Origin of the sequence: Hymenobacter sp. YIM 151500-1 (assembly GCF_025979885.1) — a bacterium.
GTDB lineage: Bacteria > Bacteroidota > Bacteroidia > Cytophagales > Hymenobacteraceae > Hymenobacter.
Map to the genome: position 1 here is coordinate 3,720,468 of NZ_CP110139.1, position 16,428 is coordinate 3,736,895.

10 protein-coding genes are annotated in these 16,428 nt (G+C 63.9%); 3 read left to right on the plus strand and 7 right to left on the minus strand.

The features are described from left to right. Nucleotides 1-19: 19 nt before the first annotated feature. The 7 genes from OIS53_RS15525 to thrA form a co-directional block, all read right to left on the minus strand. Nucleotides 20-1,408, minus strand: coding sequence for a RagB/SusD family nutrient uptake outer membrane protein (locus OIS53_RS15525; RefSeq protein WP_264679483.1), 1,389 nt, complete (start codon nt 1,406-1,408; stop codon nt 20-22). Between the two features lie 24 nt (nt 1,409-1,432). Continuing rightward, nucleotides 1,433-4,816, minus strand: a complete 3,384-nt coding sequence (locus tag OIS53_RS15530; RefSeq protein ID WP_264679484.1) for a SusC/RagA family TonB-linked outer membrane protein — start codon at nt 4,814-4,816, stop codon at nt 1,433-1,435. Nucleotides 4,817-4,886: 70 nt separating this feature from the next. Next, complete coding sequence (locus tag OIS53_RS15535; protein WP_264679485.1) at nt 4,887-5,960, minus strand: FecR family protein; 1,074 nt, start codon at nt 5,958-5,960, stop codon at nt 4,887-4,889. Between the two features lie 313 nt (nt 5,961-6,273). After that, nucleotides 6,274-6,909: an RNA polymerase sigma factor gene (locus tag OIS53_RS15540; protein WP_264679486.1), complete on the minus strand. Its 636-nt coding sequence runs from the start codon at nt 6,907-6,909 to the stop codon at nt 6,274-6,276. A gap of 287 nt (nt 6,910-7,196) precedes the next feature. Beyond that, nucleotides 7,197-8,486 carry a threonine synthase gene (gene thrC / locus OIS53_RS15545; RefSeq protein WP_264679487.1) on the minus strand — a complete coding sequence of 430 codons (1,290 nt, stop codon included), beginning with the start codon at nt 8,484-8,486 and terminating at the stop codon, nt 7,197-7,199. Nucleotides 8,487-8,722: 236 nt separating this feature from the next. Next, a complete protein-coding gene (locus OIS53_RS15550) occupies nt 8,723-9,676 on the minus strand; it encodes a homoserine kinase (protein ID WP_264679488.1) in 954 nt (317 codons plus the stop codon). A 257-nt stretch (nt 9,677-9,933) separates the two neighbouring features. Further along, nucleotides 9,934-12,378, minus strand: a complete 2,445-nt coding sequence (gene thrA / locus OIS53_RS15555; RefSeq protein ID WP_264679489.1) for a bifunctional aspartate kinase/homoserine dehydrogenase I — start codon at nt 12,376-12,378, stop codon at nt 9,934-9,936. A gap of 539 nt (nt 12,379-12,917) precedes the next feature. Here thrA and prfA point away from each other — a divergent pair. The 3 genes from prfA (at nt 12,918) to OIS53_RS15570 (ending at nt 16,381) form a co-directional block, all read left to right on the plus strand. Continuing rightward, a complete protein-coding gene (gene prfA / locus OIS53_RS15560) occupies nt 12,918-13,988 on the plus strand; it encodes a peptide chain release factor 1 (RefSeq protein ID WP_264679490.1) in 1,071 nt (356 codons plus the stop codon). Between the two features lie 195 nt (nt 13,989-14,183). Then, complete coding sequence (locus tag OIS53_RS15565; protein WP_264679491.1) at nt 14,184-15,680, plus strand: hypothetical protein; 1,497 nt, start codon at nt 14,184-14,186, stop codon at nt 15,678-15,680. A 278-nt stretch (nt 15,681-15,958) separates the two neighbouring features. Continuing rightward, the gene (locus OIS53_RS15570; RefSeq protein WP_264679492.1) at nt 15,959-16,381 is read left to right on the plus strand and encodes a secondary thiamine-phosphate synthase enzyme YjbQ; all 423 of its coding nucleotides are present in this window, start codon (nt 15,959-15,961) and stop codon (nt 16,379-16,381) included. Nucleotides 16,382-16,428 lie beyond the last annotated feature (47 nt).

The following is a 16,428-nucleotide window of genomic DNA, read 5'->3' on the forward strand; positions in this document are numbered from 1 at the left end:
GTCCCGGCAGAGGCCGGCATTAGCACCCCGCCGACTGGTTCTGCTCGATGGCCGGGTTGCCGTTTATCTCCACGTCGGGGATGAAGAACAGCAGCTTGGGGCAGTCCCAGGGCAGGCCGCGCACGGGCTGGCGCAGGCGCTTCAGCTCGTGCACGCGGTTATTTTCGAAGGCCATTTCCAGGCGCCGCTCGGCGCGTATCTGGGCCAGCAGGTCAGCTTTGGCGGTGGGCGCCGTCTTCCTGCCGGCCCCGTAGGCGCGGTCCAGAACTCGTTGCAAGTCGGCGGCGGCCGTGGTCAGGTTGTTCAGCTCGGCGGCCGACTCGGCCCGGATGAGCAGCAGCTCGGCCAGGTGCAGCACCGGGGCATTCTGGTTTACCTGGTCGTAGCGCGTGGTAAAGGTGCGCTGATTGGCGCCTACGGCGCGGGTGTTGTAGAGCAGCCGGCCGCGCTGGTCGTTGGGGTCGGCCAGGGCCAGGGCGGCCAGCTCCGGGGTGGCGTACAGCTGGGGCGTGTTGCCAGCTTGCCGGAAGTAGCCTTCCAGGCCGCCGCTGGAGTTGTCAAAGTTGGTGCTTTGCATCTCGAAGATGGATTCCGGCGAGTTTTTGGTGCGGTAGCGGTTCAGCACGCTGGCGTTCAGGGCCAGCCGGGCACCCGCACCGCTCAAGCCGTTGCTTACCACGTCGTTGGCCTGGGCGTAGGCGTTCTGGAAATCGTTCATCTGGAAGTATACCCGCGCCAGGTAGGCCTTGGCGGCCCAGGAGGTAGCCCGCGCGCTGTTGGTGGCCGGCAGCAGGCTGGCCGCTTCCGTGAAGTCCTTGAGCACCTGGGCATACACTTCCTGCACCGTGGCGCGGGGCAGCTTCTGAATGTTGTTCACGTCCTGCACAGATTGCAGGCGCAGCGGAATGCCGGGCTGGGAGTTGGTGGGGCGGGCGCCGTAGGGCAGGGCAAAAAAGCGCACCAGCTCGAAGTGCATAGCGGCCCGCAGAAACAGGGCCTCTCCGCGCAGCCGGTCCCGCTGGGCAGCAATGTCGCCGTCGTTTACCTCCGGCATCCGGTCGATAGCGGTATTGGCTAGGTTGACCACGTTGTAGGCGTCGGTCCAGGTGCTGCGCCCGTCGGGGTTGAAGAAGGTGAAGGAGAAGCTCTGAATCTGACTGAAGCCGAAGCTGTTGGCGCCGGTGGCATTGTCGGCCAGCATCTCGCTGAAGGCCACAAAGTTGCCCCCGTACAAGGCGCCCGACTGAGCCGCGCTGTACGCCCGGATGAGCAGCTTCTGCAAGTCGGCCGTGGTTTTCACCGCCTCGGCTTCCGGTATTACATTCTGGGGCTTGATATCAACCAGCTCGTCGCAGGCGGTACTGGCCAGCAGCGCGGTCAGGGTCAGCAAAACGGATATCTTTTTCATGACGGTTCGTGCGTGCGGCTAGGATTAAAAACCGATGTTAAAGCCCATGGTAAAGGTGCGGGCCTGGGGCGGAAACAGGTAGGTGGCGCCGCCAATCAGGTTGCGGCCCTGGGCATCGTACTGGTCACGGTAAAATTCCGGGTCCCCGTCGTAGCCCGTCACCAGAAAGACGTTGGTAGCCAGGAAGTACAGCCGCGCCGACTTCAGGCGCAGCGCCTGCAAGGCCCCGCCCGTGAAGGTGTAGCCGAACGTGAGCTGGCGCAGGCGCAGGTAGGAGCCGTCGTAGAGGAACCGGTCGGAGTTGGTGTCGGGGTTGTAGCCGCCCCGGCTGGGGTTGAGCGTGAGCTTGGGCACGTCGGTGATGTCGCCGGGGCGCTGCCAGCGTTCCAGCACCTTGCGCCGCTGGTTCCAGCCCCCATCCAGCCCAATGGTGCCCTCCTGGCGCTTGCGCGAGTCGTCGTAGATTTCGCTGCCCACCGAAAAGCTCAGCAGGGCGCTCAGGTCGAAGCCCTTGTAGGTGAAGGTGTTGGTGAGGCCGCCGGTGTAGTCGGGGGCGCCCGAGCCGCGGGGCACGCGCAGGTCGGTGGAGTAGGTTTTGGTTTGGTTGCCTTCCCGGTCCAGGTAGATGGGCAGGCCGTCCTGCGGGTCTACGCCCACATAGCGGGCCAGGTAGTAGGTGCTGATGGGGTAGCCCACGATGGTGCGCACCTCGTTGTCGGTCAGAATAACGTCAGGGCTCAGCCCGCCAATGTCCAGCACCTTGTTGCGGTTGAAGGCAATGTTGAAGTCGGTGTTCCACGCAAAGTCGCCCACCAGGTTGCGGGAGTTCAGGGTGATTTCCAGCCCCTTGTTTTCTACCTCGCCGATGTTCAGGTTCACCGAGCCTACCCCACTAGAAATGGGCTGGGCAATGGGAATCAGCAGGTCGGTGCCCTTCTTATAGTAGGCCGAGAACGTGCCGCTGACGCGGTTATTGAACAGGGCAAAGTCGAAGCCCACGTCGGTTTGAGCCGTGTTTTCCCACCGGAACTGGTCGTTGGAAAAGCTGCGGCGCTCCAGGCCCAGTTCCCCGTTGTAGTTGGCGGAGTTGCGGCTGTCGCTCGGCGGAAAGAAGGAGCCGTACTGCCCGTAGTTTTCGATGTTGGCGTTGCCGGTGAGGCCGTAGCTGGCGCGCAGCTTCAGGAAGCTCAGGATGTTATTGCCATTCAGAAACGGTTCCTCCGTCACAATCCAGCCGGCTGAGAAAGCCGGGAACGTACCGTAGCGGTACTTGCGCCCGAAACGCGAGGAGCCGTCCACGCGCACACTCACGCCCACCAGGTAACGGTCCTTGAGCTTGTAGTTGAGGCGGCTGAAGTAGGAGGTAAAGCTGTAGGCCTGCAGCGGTTCGCGCAGGAGCTGGGAGCTGGTGAGCAGGGAGTCGCGCAGCTGGTCGTCTTTGCGCAGGGGCTCCACCAGGCCGCCCAGGTCGTAGTACACGCCGCGCGAGTAGGTGTCGGCCCGCTGGTAGTTGGTGCCTACCAGCACCTCCACGTTGTGCACCTCGGCCAGCTGGCGGGCGTAGGTCAGCGTGCCGTTGATGTTGACGTTAGGCGTCCAGAGCTTGCGGTACTGGGCTTCGTTGCGGCCGTTGCCGCGCAGCACCCCTCGCACAAACAGGTCCTCGGTCTGGTCCAGGTAGTCGAGGCCACCCTCCAGCCGGGCCCGCAGCCCCTTCACGATTTCGTAGTCGGCGTACACGTTGCTGATGGTGCGCAGCTCCTGGGTGCGGTACTCGAAGTTCTCCTGCTTGGCCACGGGGTTGGGGCCGAAGTCGGTAGGAAAGAAGTAGCTGCCGTCGGGGTTGCGCACGGGGTAGATAACCAGCGCCGGCCCGTTGGCCCAGCCCCAGCCCCCGGCCCAGGCCGAGGGCACCCGGTCGTTGATGCCGCGGGCAAAGGAGGCCCGTACCCCCAGGCTCAGCCGCGAGGTGGGCGTAAAGTCCAGGTTCACGCGCCCGCTCAGCCGCTCGTAGGAGTTGCCTACCAGGTAGCTGTTCTGGTCGTTGTAGCTCAGGCCCACGTAGCTTTTCAGCTTCTCGGTGCCCTGCGAAAACGACACGTCGGCCTGGTGCTGGAAGCCCGTGCGGGTGGTCAGGTCCTGCCAGTCGGTGTTGGCGGCGGTGGCGCGGGTAAGGCCGCGGGGCAGGGGCGCCTCGCCCACGCCGCCGTCGTTGCGGTAGGCTTCGTTGTAGAGGTCTATCCACTCGGTAGCGTTCAGCAGGTCGGTTTTGACGGTGGCGTTGGAGATGCCCGCCTGGTAGCCCACCCGAAACTGGGGCTTGCCCAGCTTGCCGCTTTTGGTGGTGATGATGATAACCCCGTTGGCCCCGCGCGAGCCGTAAATGGCCGTGGCCGCAGCATCCTTCAGCACGTCGATGCTCTCAATGTCGTTGGGGTTGATGGTGGCCAGGGCGTTGGTGACGGAAGCCGTGCGGAAGTTGCGGGCACTGTTGTCTTCATTAACGATGGGCACCCCATCTACCACGTACAGCGGCTCGCCGCCCGCCGTCAGGGAGCCCACGCCCCGGATGCGCACGGCCGCCGTGGAGCCGGCCACCCCGCTGCCCTGCGTCACCTGCACGCCCGCCATCTTGCCCTGCAACGCCGACTCAAACGTGGGCGTGGGCACGTTGGCCACGTCCTTGCCCTTCACCGAGGCCACCGAGCCGGTCAGGTCGCGGCGCTCCTGGGTGCCGTAGCCCACCACCACCACTTCGCTCAGCGCCTTGGTGTCGGTGCTCAGGCTGATGTCGATGGTGGTGCGGCTGCCCACGGCTACTTCCTGGCTCACAAAGCCCACCCCCGAGAATACCAGCGTGGCGTTGTCGGGCACGGTCAGCGAAAAGGTGCCGTCGGCGTTGGTGCTGACGCCCGTAGTCGTGCCCTTCACCAGCACCGTCACGCCCGGAATACCCTGGCCCGTGGCGCGGTCCGTCACGCGGCCGCTGATGGGGGCATCCACGACGGCTGCAATCGTTTGCGCGGGCAAGCCTGCCGATGGGGCCGCGCCTTCGGCTGCCGGCCGGGGCGTCAGCACGTACACGTTGTCACGGGTTTTCTCGTACTGCAGGTTTGCCTGGGCCAGCACGTAGCTCAACTCCTCCTGAAATGAGGCAAAAGCGGGCCGGTTGGCATCTACCAGCTTGTCTTCTACCACCTGGCTCCGGTAAAAAAAGTACACGCCGTGCGTGGCCTTCAGGTTCTGCAGCACACTTTCCAGGGGTTGTTTGGCGGCTGCGTGCGCCCGGGGCGAGGAAGGTTGGTAAGACTGATTGGCCGCCACCAGCCCGGTTTGGGCCTGGGCCGCTCCGCTTACGCAGCCCAGCAGCAGCAGGGGCCAGCGCTGGGGAAGGGTAAAGTTTGACATACAGAACTGTGGGAGTTGGAGTGGGAAAAAGGCAAAGGGGCCGGGCCCAGGGTAGGGTGGGCGCAACCGGTTACTGAGCAGGTTCGAGGCGCACGCGCTGGCCCGTGCGGGTCACGCGCACATCCAGGGTTTTCGACAGGGCATCGAGAAACTCTTCCACGTTGGCATTGGGCACGGAGCCGGTAATGCGCTGGCGCAGCAGGGCGGGGTCGGTTACTTCCACCTGCAAGCCGTAGGACTCTTCCAGCACTTGCACCACCTCGGCCAGGGTCTGACCATCGAAGCTCAGGTGGCCTTGGGTCCAGGACGAGTACAGGGCCGGGTTCACGGCCCTGGAGTGGAGTTGGGGGCGAGCCGCCGAGGATTCTACCAGCTGGCCCGGCCGCATCAGCACCCGGTGGGGCTGCTGGCCGGCGCGCAGGTCTACCTGCACCTTGCCGGAGGTAAGTACTACCTTGGTCTGGCCGCGGCGGTTGACGACGTTGAACTGCGTGCCCAGCACCGTTACGTCGAGGGTGCCGGCGTGCACCACAAACTTGGCGGGCGCCGCCGCTCCCGCAATGCTGGGCGCGGAGGCCGGCGCCTTGCGGGCCACGTGGAAGTAAGCCTCGCCGCTCAGCCACACCTCGCGGGGGCCGCCTTCGTTCCAGCTGGTAGTGCGCAGCGTGGAGTTGGCATTGAGCACCACCGTGGAGCCGTCGGGTAGGGTGAGCTGGCGCTGCTGCCCGTAGCCGGTGGCGTACTCGGTGGCCGGAGCATGCAGCAGGTTGCGCTGCCACAGCCACCCGCCCAGCCCGGCCAGCACCAGCAGCACCAGCCCAGCAGCTACCTGCACCAGGCGGGCGCGGCGGTAGCCCCGCCAGCGCACGGCAGGTGGCTGATGAGCCAGCGGCGTACGAATGGCGCGTAGCAGCTTGCGCAGCTCCTGCTGTTTTTCATCGGGGGCCAGGGCCCGCTGGTTGGGCGTCAGCAGCCGGAGCAGGTCGCGGGCGGCTTGGCAGTCGTCGGCTTTGTGAGGATGCAGGGCCAGCCACTGCCGCCAGAAGTCAGCTTCGGCCGTGGCTTCATCGAATACGAATGCCTGGAACGATTCGTCCAAGGCAAAGTCCTCGGGAGTATAGCGGGAGTAGTCGGTTTCGAGCATCGCGGGCCGGAAGAATTAGGCCTTCCACTCCCATCACGGCGCCAGCCGACTTTCATACTCAGTGCTTTCAAAAAATATTTTCGGCGGCTGCCGCTTTCACCTAGAAATAGCGCGTGAATGGCTCTATACGCACGTATCAGCCCGGCTCATGACGGCTCTACTGTGTAAGAGGTCGGAGCGGTTGTAGAGACGCGACCCTTCGCGTCTCGTCGTTCAACGCTTATCGTTCAACGCGAGACGCGAAGGGTCGCGTCTCTACAACCTGGCTGCCGTTGAGGGCGCTTGGAAGCTGGCAAACAGCCTTTAGGCGCCCTCAGGTATAGTACAGCACCAGCAGCGACAGAAGCAGCGCCTTTTTCAGGGCCTTCAGGGCCTGGTGTACCAGGTTGCGCACCGATTGCAGGTTCAGGCCCATGATTTCCGAGATTTTCTCGTAGCTGAACCCGTCGAAAAACTTGAGGTAGATGGCTTCGCGCTGCCGCCGCGACAAGCGGTTGAGCACGGCCAGCAGCCGGCCGCTCTGCTCCTGCGAATACTGCTGGGCCACCAGAAAATCCTCGTGCGAGTAGGTGATGTCGAACTCGTCGGAGTAAGCGGGCAGCAGCAGGCGGTGGCGGCGCAGCAGCTTGGTTTCGTCGCCGATGGTGCGGCGCAGGGCTTTGTACAGGTAAGGCTTGATGAGGGCCACCGGCCCCAGCCCGTCGCGGCGGCGCCACAGCTTCTGAAACAGGGTCTGGATGCAGTCCTTGACCAGCTCCTCGTCGGCGGCCAGCTTGAGGCCGTAACTGAACAGGGCGTCGTAGTGCGTCAGAAAGATGCGCGTGAAAGCCTGCTCGTTTCCACCCCGAAAATCGTCCCAAAGCTTTGCGTCGTCAGAGGGCAGCATAGTGAGCCAATCGGGTTTGCGGTGGGTGTTGTTCGGGCGGTTGAGCGGGCTTAGGCTGGACACATCTATCAGCTAGCAAGTGCCGAAGCGCCGGGGCAGATGCCCGCGGGGCTGGGCAGTAATTGCTAGGTAAGCTAGTACTTTGCTGCCTACTGTTGTCACACGTCGAAGATGTTTGACAAAAAATTATTTCCTAAATCTACTACCCAAAGCTGCCAGCGTCGAGTAAAAGCAGCTTTTCTTTAGAAGCCGCTCAGAAGTCGAAAGACTGTCCTGCTGCGCGGACGCCAGCTAGAGCAGGACGTTCCAGGGTGTTGTGTATCAGCTTCCTTAACTGCGGTAAACCACCTCTACGCCAGCAGGACGCTCCGCAGGGCTTCGTAGTCGGGGTCGAGCAGGGTGCTGTGCTTGGGGCGGCGCAACAGCTCGCCCAACTCGGCCGGCACCGGCACGGGCTGGCCGGTAGCAGCGGCTACCACCTCCGGGAACTTCACCGGGTGGGCCGTGGCCAGAAATAGGCCCTGGGCCTCGGGCCGGGTGCGCAAAGCGTTTTCGAGAGCGAAAAAGGCCACGGCCCCGTGCGGGTCGAGCAGGTAGCCGGTGCGGGCATGCACCTCCCTAATAGTGGCCTGCGTCTCGGCATCCGACACCGAACACCCGCTCAGCAGCCCCCGAATCACGGGGTACTCGTGCCCGAACAGCTCCAGCAGGCGCCCGAAGTTGCTCGGGTCGCCCACGTCCATGGCGTTGGACAGGGTAGCCACGGCGGGCCGGGCCGCGTACTCGCCCGAGGTCAAGTAAGCCGGCACGGCGGCGTTGGCGTTGCAGGCCGCCACGAAGTGCCCTACCGGCAGCCCCGACACGTAGGCCAGCAGCCCAGCGCACAGGTTGCCGAAGTTGCCGCTGGGCACGGCCACCACCGGTGGCGGGCCCGCCACCGGTGCTACGCCCAGGCAGTAGTACACCTGCTGGGGCAACCAGCGGGCCACGTTGATGGAGTTGGCCGACGTGAGGCGGCGCCGGTTCCGCAGGTCGGTGTCGCGGAAGGCTTGCTTCACCAGCCGCTGGCAGTCGTCGAAGTTGCCGCGCACTTCCAGGGCCCGGATGTTCTGGCCCAGGGCCGTAAGCTGCTGCTCCTGCACCGGGCTTACCCGGCCCGAGGGGTAGAGAATGACCACCTCCACGCCCGGCACACCCAGAAACCCGCTGGCCACGGCCCCGCCCGTGTCGCCGGACGTTGCCACCAGCACCGTCACGGGCCGCGTTTCGTGGCGAGAGAAGTAGCCCAGGCAGCGGCTCATAAACCGCGCCCCCACATCCTTAAATGCCAGCGTGGGCCCATGAAACAGCTCCAGGGCGCTAATCTGCTCAGTCACAGCCACCACCGGCAGCGGGAAATCCACGGTTTCGGCGCAGATGCGGGTCAGCTCAGCCTCGGGAATCGTAGTGCCCACGTAGGGCCGGAGCACGGTGTAGGCCACTTCTGCTGCCGTCAGCGTCGGTAGCTGCTCCACAAACCCGGCCGGGAAGCGCGGAACGGTTTCCGGGAAGTACAGGCCGCCATCCGGCGCCTGCCCGGCTACGGTAGCCGCCCGAAAATCAACCGGCTCGGACTGGCGGTTAAGGCTGTAGTAGCGCATGAGTAGTGGGGTGGTGAAGTGGTGAGTTGACGTGCTGTCATCCTTTATCTTTCGTCTGGCGGTAGCCGAAGAGTCTACGCCCGCAGAACGGCAGGCATGTAGCAGTTTTTCTGTGAAAACTAGGAATAGCTCTAACGGTGGGCCGGGGGTGGGGCTAGGCAAGCAGAACGGCCCGGCAAATGGCTCGTGCTACCGTGGAAAGATTCAGCGGCTGTGTCTTAGAATGATGCGGCGAGTTAGGTAGTCAACGGCTCATCCGTCAGCACCTGGCAGCCGGTGGGGTTGATGGTGGTCAGGTAGGTATGGTAGTCGAGGCCAAGGCGGTGGTAGGTGTCCTGCATAACGGCCTGCACGGCGCGGGCCGTGGCTTCGTCCTGGCTCAGCATAAACAACGATGGCCCCGAGCCCGAAATACCACCGCCCAGCGCCCCGGCCGCCCGGCTGCCCTCCTTCACCTCCCGGAAGCCCGGAATCAGGATGCTGCGCACCGGCTCCACAATCACGTCTTCGAGGGAGCGGCCAATCAAGGCGTAGTCGTGCTGAAGCAGGCCGGCCACCAGGGCGCCCACGTTGGCCCACTGCCGCACAGCGTCGCCCAGGGCCACTTGCCGCTTCAGAATCTGGCGGGCGTCGGAGGTTTTTACCTCAATCTGTGGGTGCACCACCGTCACGAACAGGGGCGGGGCATCCAGGGGCACGATGTCGGGCGCGGGCACCGTGGCCCGGATGAGGGTGACGCCCCCGTATATGCCCGGCGCCAGGTTGTCGGCGTGGCGTACGCCGGAGGCTACTTCTTCGCCGGCCATGGCAAAATCTACCAACTCAACCTTTGTGAACTGGTTGTGCAACAGATGGTTTAGGCCCACCACGGCCCCGGCGGCGCTGGCGGCACTGCTGCCGATGCCGCTGCCCGGCCGGATGGTTTTCCGGATGCGCACTTCCACACCGGGCGCCTCGGGCACGGCCCGCAGCATAGCCAGCAGGGCCGCGCCAGCCACATTGCGGCCGGGCTCGGTGGGCAGGCCAAAGTCGTCTTCGTTGATAATCGTGACGCCGGGCTGCTCGGTCAGGCGCAAGTGCATCACGTCGTTGGGCTCGGCCAGGGCAAAGCCCAGCACATCAAACGCGCACACCACATTGGCCACGGTAGCCGGGGCCAGCACGGTAACCGGACTGGATAAATAGGTCATAGGCTTGGTGGATGGAGAAGCTGTTTAGGAAGTCGATAGCCCGTCATGCTGAGCGCAGCGGAGCGGAGTCGAAGCATCTCTCCCGCTTCGTCCGCACATGATAAGAGTTACCCTCGGTAGAGATGCTTCGGCAAGCTCAGCATGACGGGTAGATGAATTTCTAAACTTGAACTGGCGAAAGGGGTTAGCACGATGTCGTCTGGTGTATGCTGGGCCGGTTGTTCTGACGCTTCGCGAAGTGGAACTTCGCGTTACATTCAGGACGGCACGGCCCGCAGCACGTCGGCAAACACGCCGGAGGCCGTTACCTCGGCGCCCGCGCCGGCTCCTTTGATGACTAAGGGCTGCTCGGCGTAGCGGTTGGTATAGAACAGCACGGCGTTGTCTTTGCCGTGCACGGCGTACAGGTCGTGGGTGGGCGGCAGGGCTTGCAGGCCCACGCGGGCCCGGCCTTCGGCGAAGCTCGCCACAAAGCGTAGCTTCTGGCCCTGGGCGGCTGCCGCATCGTAGAGGGCCCGGAAGTGAGGTTCGTGCGCGGCCAGCTGCTCATAGAACGCGGGCACGTCGCCTTCCAGGCAGGCGGCGGGCAGGAAGGATTCGTTGTGCACGTCGCTCATTTCCAGGGCGTAGCTGGCTTCGCGGGCCAGAATCAGAATCTTGCGGGCCACGTCTACGCCGGTCAGGTCCAGGCGCGGGTCGGGTTCGGTGTAGCCCTCGGCCTGGGCCTGGCGCACCACCTCCGCGAAGGGCCGGGTGCCGTCGTAGTGGTTGAACACGAAGTTGAGCGTGCCCGACAGCACCGCCTCCAGGCGCCGCACCTCGTCGCCGCTGCGCAGCAGGTCGTTGAGCGTGCCGATGACGGGCAGGCCCGCGCCCACGTTGGTTTCAAACAGAAAGCTGGTGTTAAACTCCTGAGCCAGGGCCTTGAGCCGGGCGTAGTCGCGGTACTCGGCCGAGGCCGCCACTTTGTTGCAGGCCACCACCGCCACGCTCCGGGCCAGCAGCTGCCCGTACACTCCGGCCACCTCCGGGCTGGCCGTTACGTCCACAAACACCGTGTTACGCAGGTTCAGGGTCAGCAGCTGCTCGGTGAGGGCATCCAGGTCTCGGTCCTGGCCGGCCGCCAGGGCCACCGGCCAGTTGGTCAGGTCCAGGCCTTCCTCGTCGAGCACAAACTGCCGGCTGTTGGCCAGGCCCACCACCCGCAGGTTCAGGCGCAGCTTCTCGCGCAGCCAGGCTTGCTGCTGGGCCAGCTGCTCCAGCAGCTTGCGGCCCACGTTGCCCACGCCGGCCACCACCACGTTCACCTGCCGGGTGGTGGCCTCGAAGAAGGTTTCGTGCAGCACGTTGATGGCCTTGCGCACGTCGGGCTGGCGCACCACCGCCGAAATGTTCTGCTCCGAGGAGCCCTGGGCAATGGCCCGGATGTTGACGCCGTTCTGGCCCAGCGCCCCAAACAGCCGCCCGCTGATGCCGGGGTGGTTTTTCATCTGCTCCCCCACCAGGGCCAGAATAGCCAAGTCGTCTTCGCGGGTGAGTGGGTCGAGGCGGCCAGCGGCAATTTCGGGGGCAAACTCGGCGTCGGCGGCCTGCTGGGCGCGGGCGGCCTGCTCGGCACTCACGGCCACTGAAATGGAGTGCTCCGAGGAGCTTTGGGTGATAAGAATAACATTGACCTGCTGCCGAGCCAGGGCCGCAAACAGCCGCCGCGAAAAGCCCGGCACGCCCACCATACCGCTGCCTTCGAGCCGCAGCAAAGCCACCGGCCCGATGCTCGACAGCCCCCGCACCGTGGCCTGGTTGGCCGGGGGCGCCACCTCCACCAGCGTACCTTCGTCGGCGGGTGCAAACGTGTTTTTGATCCAGAGCGGAATGCCCCGCTGCCGCACCGGTTGAATGGTGGGCGGGTACAGCACCTTGGCCCCGAAGTGCGACAATTCCATGGCTTCCTGGTAGGAAATGCGCGGAATGGGTCGGGCCGCCCGCACCAGGCGCGGGTCGGCCGTCATCATACCGCTCACGTCGGTCCAGATTTCCAGGCGCTCGGCACCCAGGGCCCCGGCAAAGATGGCCGCCGAGTAGTCGGAGCCGCCGCGGCCCAGGGTGGTGGTGCTGCCGTCGGGGGCCGCCGCCACAAAGCCCGGCGCCACGTAGAGCCCCACCTCGGCCCCGTTCACGGCGGCTTGAATCAGCGGGTTGGTGGCGGCAAAGTCTACGGCGGCGCGGCCGTAGCGGGCGTCGGTGCGGATGAGCTGGCGGCTGTCGAGCCACTGGTGGGCCGTGCCGCGGGCCGCCAGCCCCGCCGCCACCACCCGCGACGACAGCAGCTCCCCGTAGCTGGCCAGCCGGTCGAGGGTGCGGTCCGACAGCTCGCCCAGGGCAAACACCCCGTCGCAAAGGGCCTCCAGCTCGTTGCAGTGGGTTTTGACCAGGCTAAGCACGGCGCTTTGCCCGGTGATGGGCAGGAGCTGCCGCACCACATTCAGGTGACGTTCCTCCAGCTCGTGCAGCAGCTCCCGGTAGCCAGCATCAGTAGCAGCAGCGCGGCGACCGGCCGCAATCAGCAGGTCGGTGATGCCGGCCAGCGCCGATACCACCACTACCGTGGAGCGCTGCCGGGCCGCGGCTTCCATCAGGTCCAGCACCTGCCGCATAGAGTCGGCCGTCGCCACCGACGAGCCCCCGAATTTCAATACCTGCATAGTTTGTGATTCAGCGTGAACAAGAAAAACCCGCTTCCTTCCGGGTCCTCTGTGGGAGAGGCGAACCGGCGAAGCGGGCGGCGAATGATTCTAAAGAAAAAGAGAAAGAGGAGTCCGCGGCCCGCTTAGCGGGTTGTTGTCACGGGTGTTCCGGTACCCGTCAGCGGCGCGACGGACAGGGTGTGGTAAGCAGCATGGAAGGCACGGGGCAAGGCCATGAGCGCGGGGTTGAGCGGCCTAAAGTAGAAATTTTTCGAAACGAAGTACGCTTTAGGAAATATAATCTGGCGGCGGGCTGCTTTTCGTCGTTTCCGGTTTAGGGTGAGTGGATGGGTAATAAACAGCCCGTCATGCTTCGACAGGCGGCCGCTAGATGAAGCATGACGGGCTGCTGTATGATGTTTTGCCTGTTTACTAGCCACACGCTCCCGATCAGACCAAACCCGCTTGCGGCTTCTGCGCCAGCGGGTTTCACCTTATCCACACACGGCATAGTTTCCGTACCTTTGCCGTCCTAATCCTATTTTTCTGAAGGCAAGATGCTGGACAAATTAGAGGCCATCCAAGAGCGCTTCAACGATGTGGGCGAGCAGCTGACGCAGCCCGAAGCCATGAGCGACATGAAGCGCTTCAAGGCCCTGAACAAAGAATATAAAGACCTCGGCAAGATTGTCACCGAGTACAAGGCCTACCAGAACGTGCTGGCCAATATTGAAAGCGCCAAGCAGGTAATTGCCACCGAGAAGGACGAAGACTTCCGCCAGATGGCGAAAGACGAGCTGGAAACCCTCTACCCCGAGCAGGAGCGGCTGGAAGCCGTCATCAAAGAGCTGCTGATTCCCAAGGACCCCAACGATTCCAAAGACGTTATCATGGAAATCAGGGCCGGGGCCGGCGGCGACGAAGCGGCCATCTTCGCCGGCGACCTGCAACGCATGTACATGCGCTACGCCGAAAAGCAAGGCTTGCGCATGGACCTGATTGACGCCACCGAAGGCACATCGGGCGGTTACAAGGAAATTATTCTGGCCCTGAAAGGCGAAGACGTGTACGGCAAGCTCAAGTTTGAGAGCGGGGTGCACCGGGTACAGCGCGTGCCGGCCACCGAAACCCAGGGCCGCATCCACACCTCCGTGGCCTCGGTGGTGGTAATGCCCGAAGCCGAGGAGCTGGACGTGGAAATCGACATGAACGACGTGCGCAAAGACCTGTTTATGTCGTCGGGCCCCGGCGGGCAGTCGGTGAATACTACCTACTCGGCCGTGCGCCTCACCCACTTGCCCACCGGCATCGTGGCCCAGTGCCAGGACCAGAAGTCCCAGCTCAAAAACTTCGACAAGGCTTTGCAGGTGCTTCGCTCCCGTCTCTACGAAATTGAACTGGCCAAGAAAAACGAGGCCGAAGGCGCCCAGCGCAAAAGCATGATTGGCAGCGGCGACCGGAGCGACAAAATCCGCACCTACAACTACCCCCAAGGTCGCGTAACGGACCACCGCATCGGCTACACGGTGTACAACCTCAGCTCCGTGATGGATGGCAACATCGACGACTTCGTGGAGCAGCTGCGCATTGCCGAAAGCGCCGAGCGGTTGAAGGAAGGCGTGGCATAAGCAACTGTGGCGCAAGCTTCAGCTTAGCTACGCTGACCTTCGGTTGCGCCGTCAGCCGCTCAAAACAAATACCCCAGCCGCTCTGCCTCCCACACTGTAGGCGGAGCGGTTTGCGTTTAGAAACACTTCTGTACAGTGTGCCTTTCTCCCGGAACGGCGCAAGCTGAAGCTTACGCCACAGTTGCTACACGCCACATGCGCTTTTTACTCCCGCTGCTGCTCTTCCTTTCGGCCGTACTGAGCCTGCCTGGCTGTGAGCCCAAGGAAGACGTGCTGACCACCGACAGCAGCGCCAAGCTGGAATTCTCCTCCGATACCGTCAAGTTCGATACGGTGTTTGTGACGGTGGGCACCGTGACCAAGCGCCTGTGGGTGTACAACCGCAACCGCCGCGCCGTGCGGGTCGAGGAAATCAGCCTGCAAAGCCGCCCCGGCGTGACCTACAGCCTGCTGGTAAACGGCGACGCCGGCCCCGCAGCGCGCAACGTGGAAATTCGGGGGCGCGACAGTCTGCTGGTGCTGGTGCGGGCCACCATCGACCCCACGCCCGCCGCCGGCAAGCCCTTTCTGGTGGAAGACGACCTGCGCTTCCGCACCAACGGCAACGACCAGCAGGTAAAGGTGCTCGGCTACGGCCAGAACGCCTACTTCCACGACTCGGAGGTGCTGCCCTGCAACGTCGTGTGGCGCAACGACAAGCCCCACGTCATCTTCAACTCGGTGCTCGTGGACTCGGCCTGCACGCTCACCATCGAGGCCGGCACGCGCGTTTACTCCCACGCCGGCTCATTTCTGGTGGTGAGAGGCCGGCTGCTCGTCAACCCCACGCTGGCGCCCACGGGGGAGCTGAAGCCCGACAGCCGCGAGTTCGTGCGCTTTCAGGGCGACCGGCTAGAGGAGCAGTACAACGATGTGCCGGGGCAGTGGGGCGGCATCCAGTTTGGGCCCAGCTCCGCTGGAAACGTGGTGCGCTTTGCCGAAATCAAAAATGCCTCGTTCGCGCTGTTTATCGTGAACCTGCGCAACCGCCAGCCCCGCCCCCAGGTGCGCGTCGAAAACTGCGTGATTCAGAATATTTCCAGCGCGCCCTTTGCCTTGGCTGGAGGCGTTAACCTGGCCGGGGCGGCGTTGCTGAGCATTTCCGGCGACTTTGCGGTGCGCAACACTCTGCTAACCAACTGCGCCGAGCACGCCGTGTGGGCCGTGCAGGGCGGCGAGTACAGCTTCGACTACTGCACCATTGCCAACTACACCGGCCGCCGCGAAACGCCCTCGGTGCTGCTGGCCAACGGCATCAGAATCAATGGCCAGCCTGGCCCCCTAGTAGCTCCGCGCCTGACCATGCGCAACTCCATTGTGGTGGGCTCGGAAAAGGATGAGTTGGAGTTGGTAAACGGCGAGCAGTATGCCAGCGGCATCAGTATCCGCAATACGCTGCTGCGCACTGAGAAGTACGCCCAGACCGGCCCGCTGGCCCTCACCGGCAATGGCAACGTACTCAACCCCACGGCTTCCATCTTCAAGAGCACGCCCCAGCGCCCCCGCGGCCGCGGCTTCGACTACCAGCTCGACACCCTCTCGCCGGCCAGCAACCAGGGCCTGCCCCTCCCCACCCTCCGCACCGACCTCCTCCTCCGCCCCCGCGACGCCCAACGTCCCGACCTGGGCGCCTACGAGCGGAAGAATCCGTGAGTCTGGTGATGAGGTGACGGGTAACGGGTGACAGGTGACAAGTAAAGGGTAACAAGTGACAGGTAAACGGTCATGCTGAGCCTGTCGAAGCATCTCGCGTGCTGACGTTGCAGTGGTATTGTCATGCTGAACGCAGCCGAAGCATCTCTCCCGCTTCGTCCTAACGAGTAGAGTTAGCCAGCGGGAGAGATGCTTCGGCTGCGCTCAGCATGACGCTCTACCTGTTACCTATCACTTGTCACCTGTCACCTGTCACCCGTTACCTTATCACCCCAATCATGCTTTTCCTTCAAAAACGGCTGCGGCTGCCGGCAGTGAGCCGGGGCTTTCATCTGATAACCGACTTGCTGGTGGCCGAGCTGCCGGAGCTGGAACAGCTGCGCGTGGGCACGGCGCACTTTTTCATCCAGCATACCTCGGCCAGCCTCAGCATCAACGAAAACGCTGACCCCACCGTGCGCCACGATTTCGAGCAGTTTTTCAGCCGCCTGGTGCCGGAGCAGGCCCCGTACTTCCGCCACACCCAGGAAGGCCCCGACGATATGCCCGCCCACCTCAAAGCCAGCCTGCTGGGCCACGCCGTGAGCGTACCCATCAGCAATGGGCAGCTGGCCCTGGGCACCTGGCAGGGCATCTATCTGGGAGAGCACCGCAACCACGGCGGCCGCCGCTGGGTGCTGGCTACGCTTATGGGGGAGTAGTGGCGGGCTTTTGGATGAACGGCACACGCTATTATGTGCATTCTAAA

Bases quoted from the DNA above. Each gene is read 5' to 3' on its own strand.
- OIS53_RS15525 (WP_264679483.1), bottom strand. From the start codon at position 1,408: ATGAAAAAGATATCCGTTTTGCTGACCCTGACCGCGCTGCTGGCCAGT.
- OIS53_RS15530 (WP_264679484.1), bottom strand. From the start codon at position 4,816: ATGTCAAACTTTACCCTTCCCCAGCGCTGGCCCCTGCTGCTGCTGGGC.
- OIS53_RS15535 (WP_264679485.1), bottom strand. From the start codon at position 5,960: ATGCTCGAAACCGACTACTCCCGCTATACTCCCGAGGACTTTGCCTTG.
- thrC (WP_264679487.1), bottom strand. From the start codon at position 8,486: ATGCGCTACTACAGCCTTAACCGCCAGTCCGAGCCGGTTGATTTTCGG.
- OIS53_RS15550 (WP_264679488.1), bottom strand. From the start codon at position 9,676: ATGACCTATTTATCCAGTCCGGTTACCGTGCTGGCCCCGGCTACCGTG.
- thrA (WP_264679489.1), bottom strand. From the start codon at position 12,378: ATGCAGGTATTGAAATTCGGGGGCTCGTCGGTGGCGACGGCCGACTCT.
- prfA (WP_264679490.1), top strand. From the start codon at position 12,918: ATGCTGGACAAATTAGAGGCCATCCAAGAGCGCTTCAACGATGTGGGC.
- OIS53_RS15565 (WP_264679491.1), top strand. From the start codon at position 14,184: ATGCGCTTTTTACTCCCGCTGCTGCTCTTCCTTTCGGCCGTACTGAGC.
- OIS53_RS15570 (WP_264679492.1), top strand. From the start codon at position 15,959: ATGCTTTTCCTTCAAAAACGGCTGCGGCTGCCGGCAGTGAGCCGGGGC.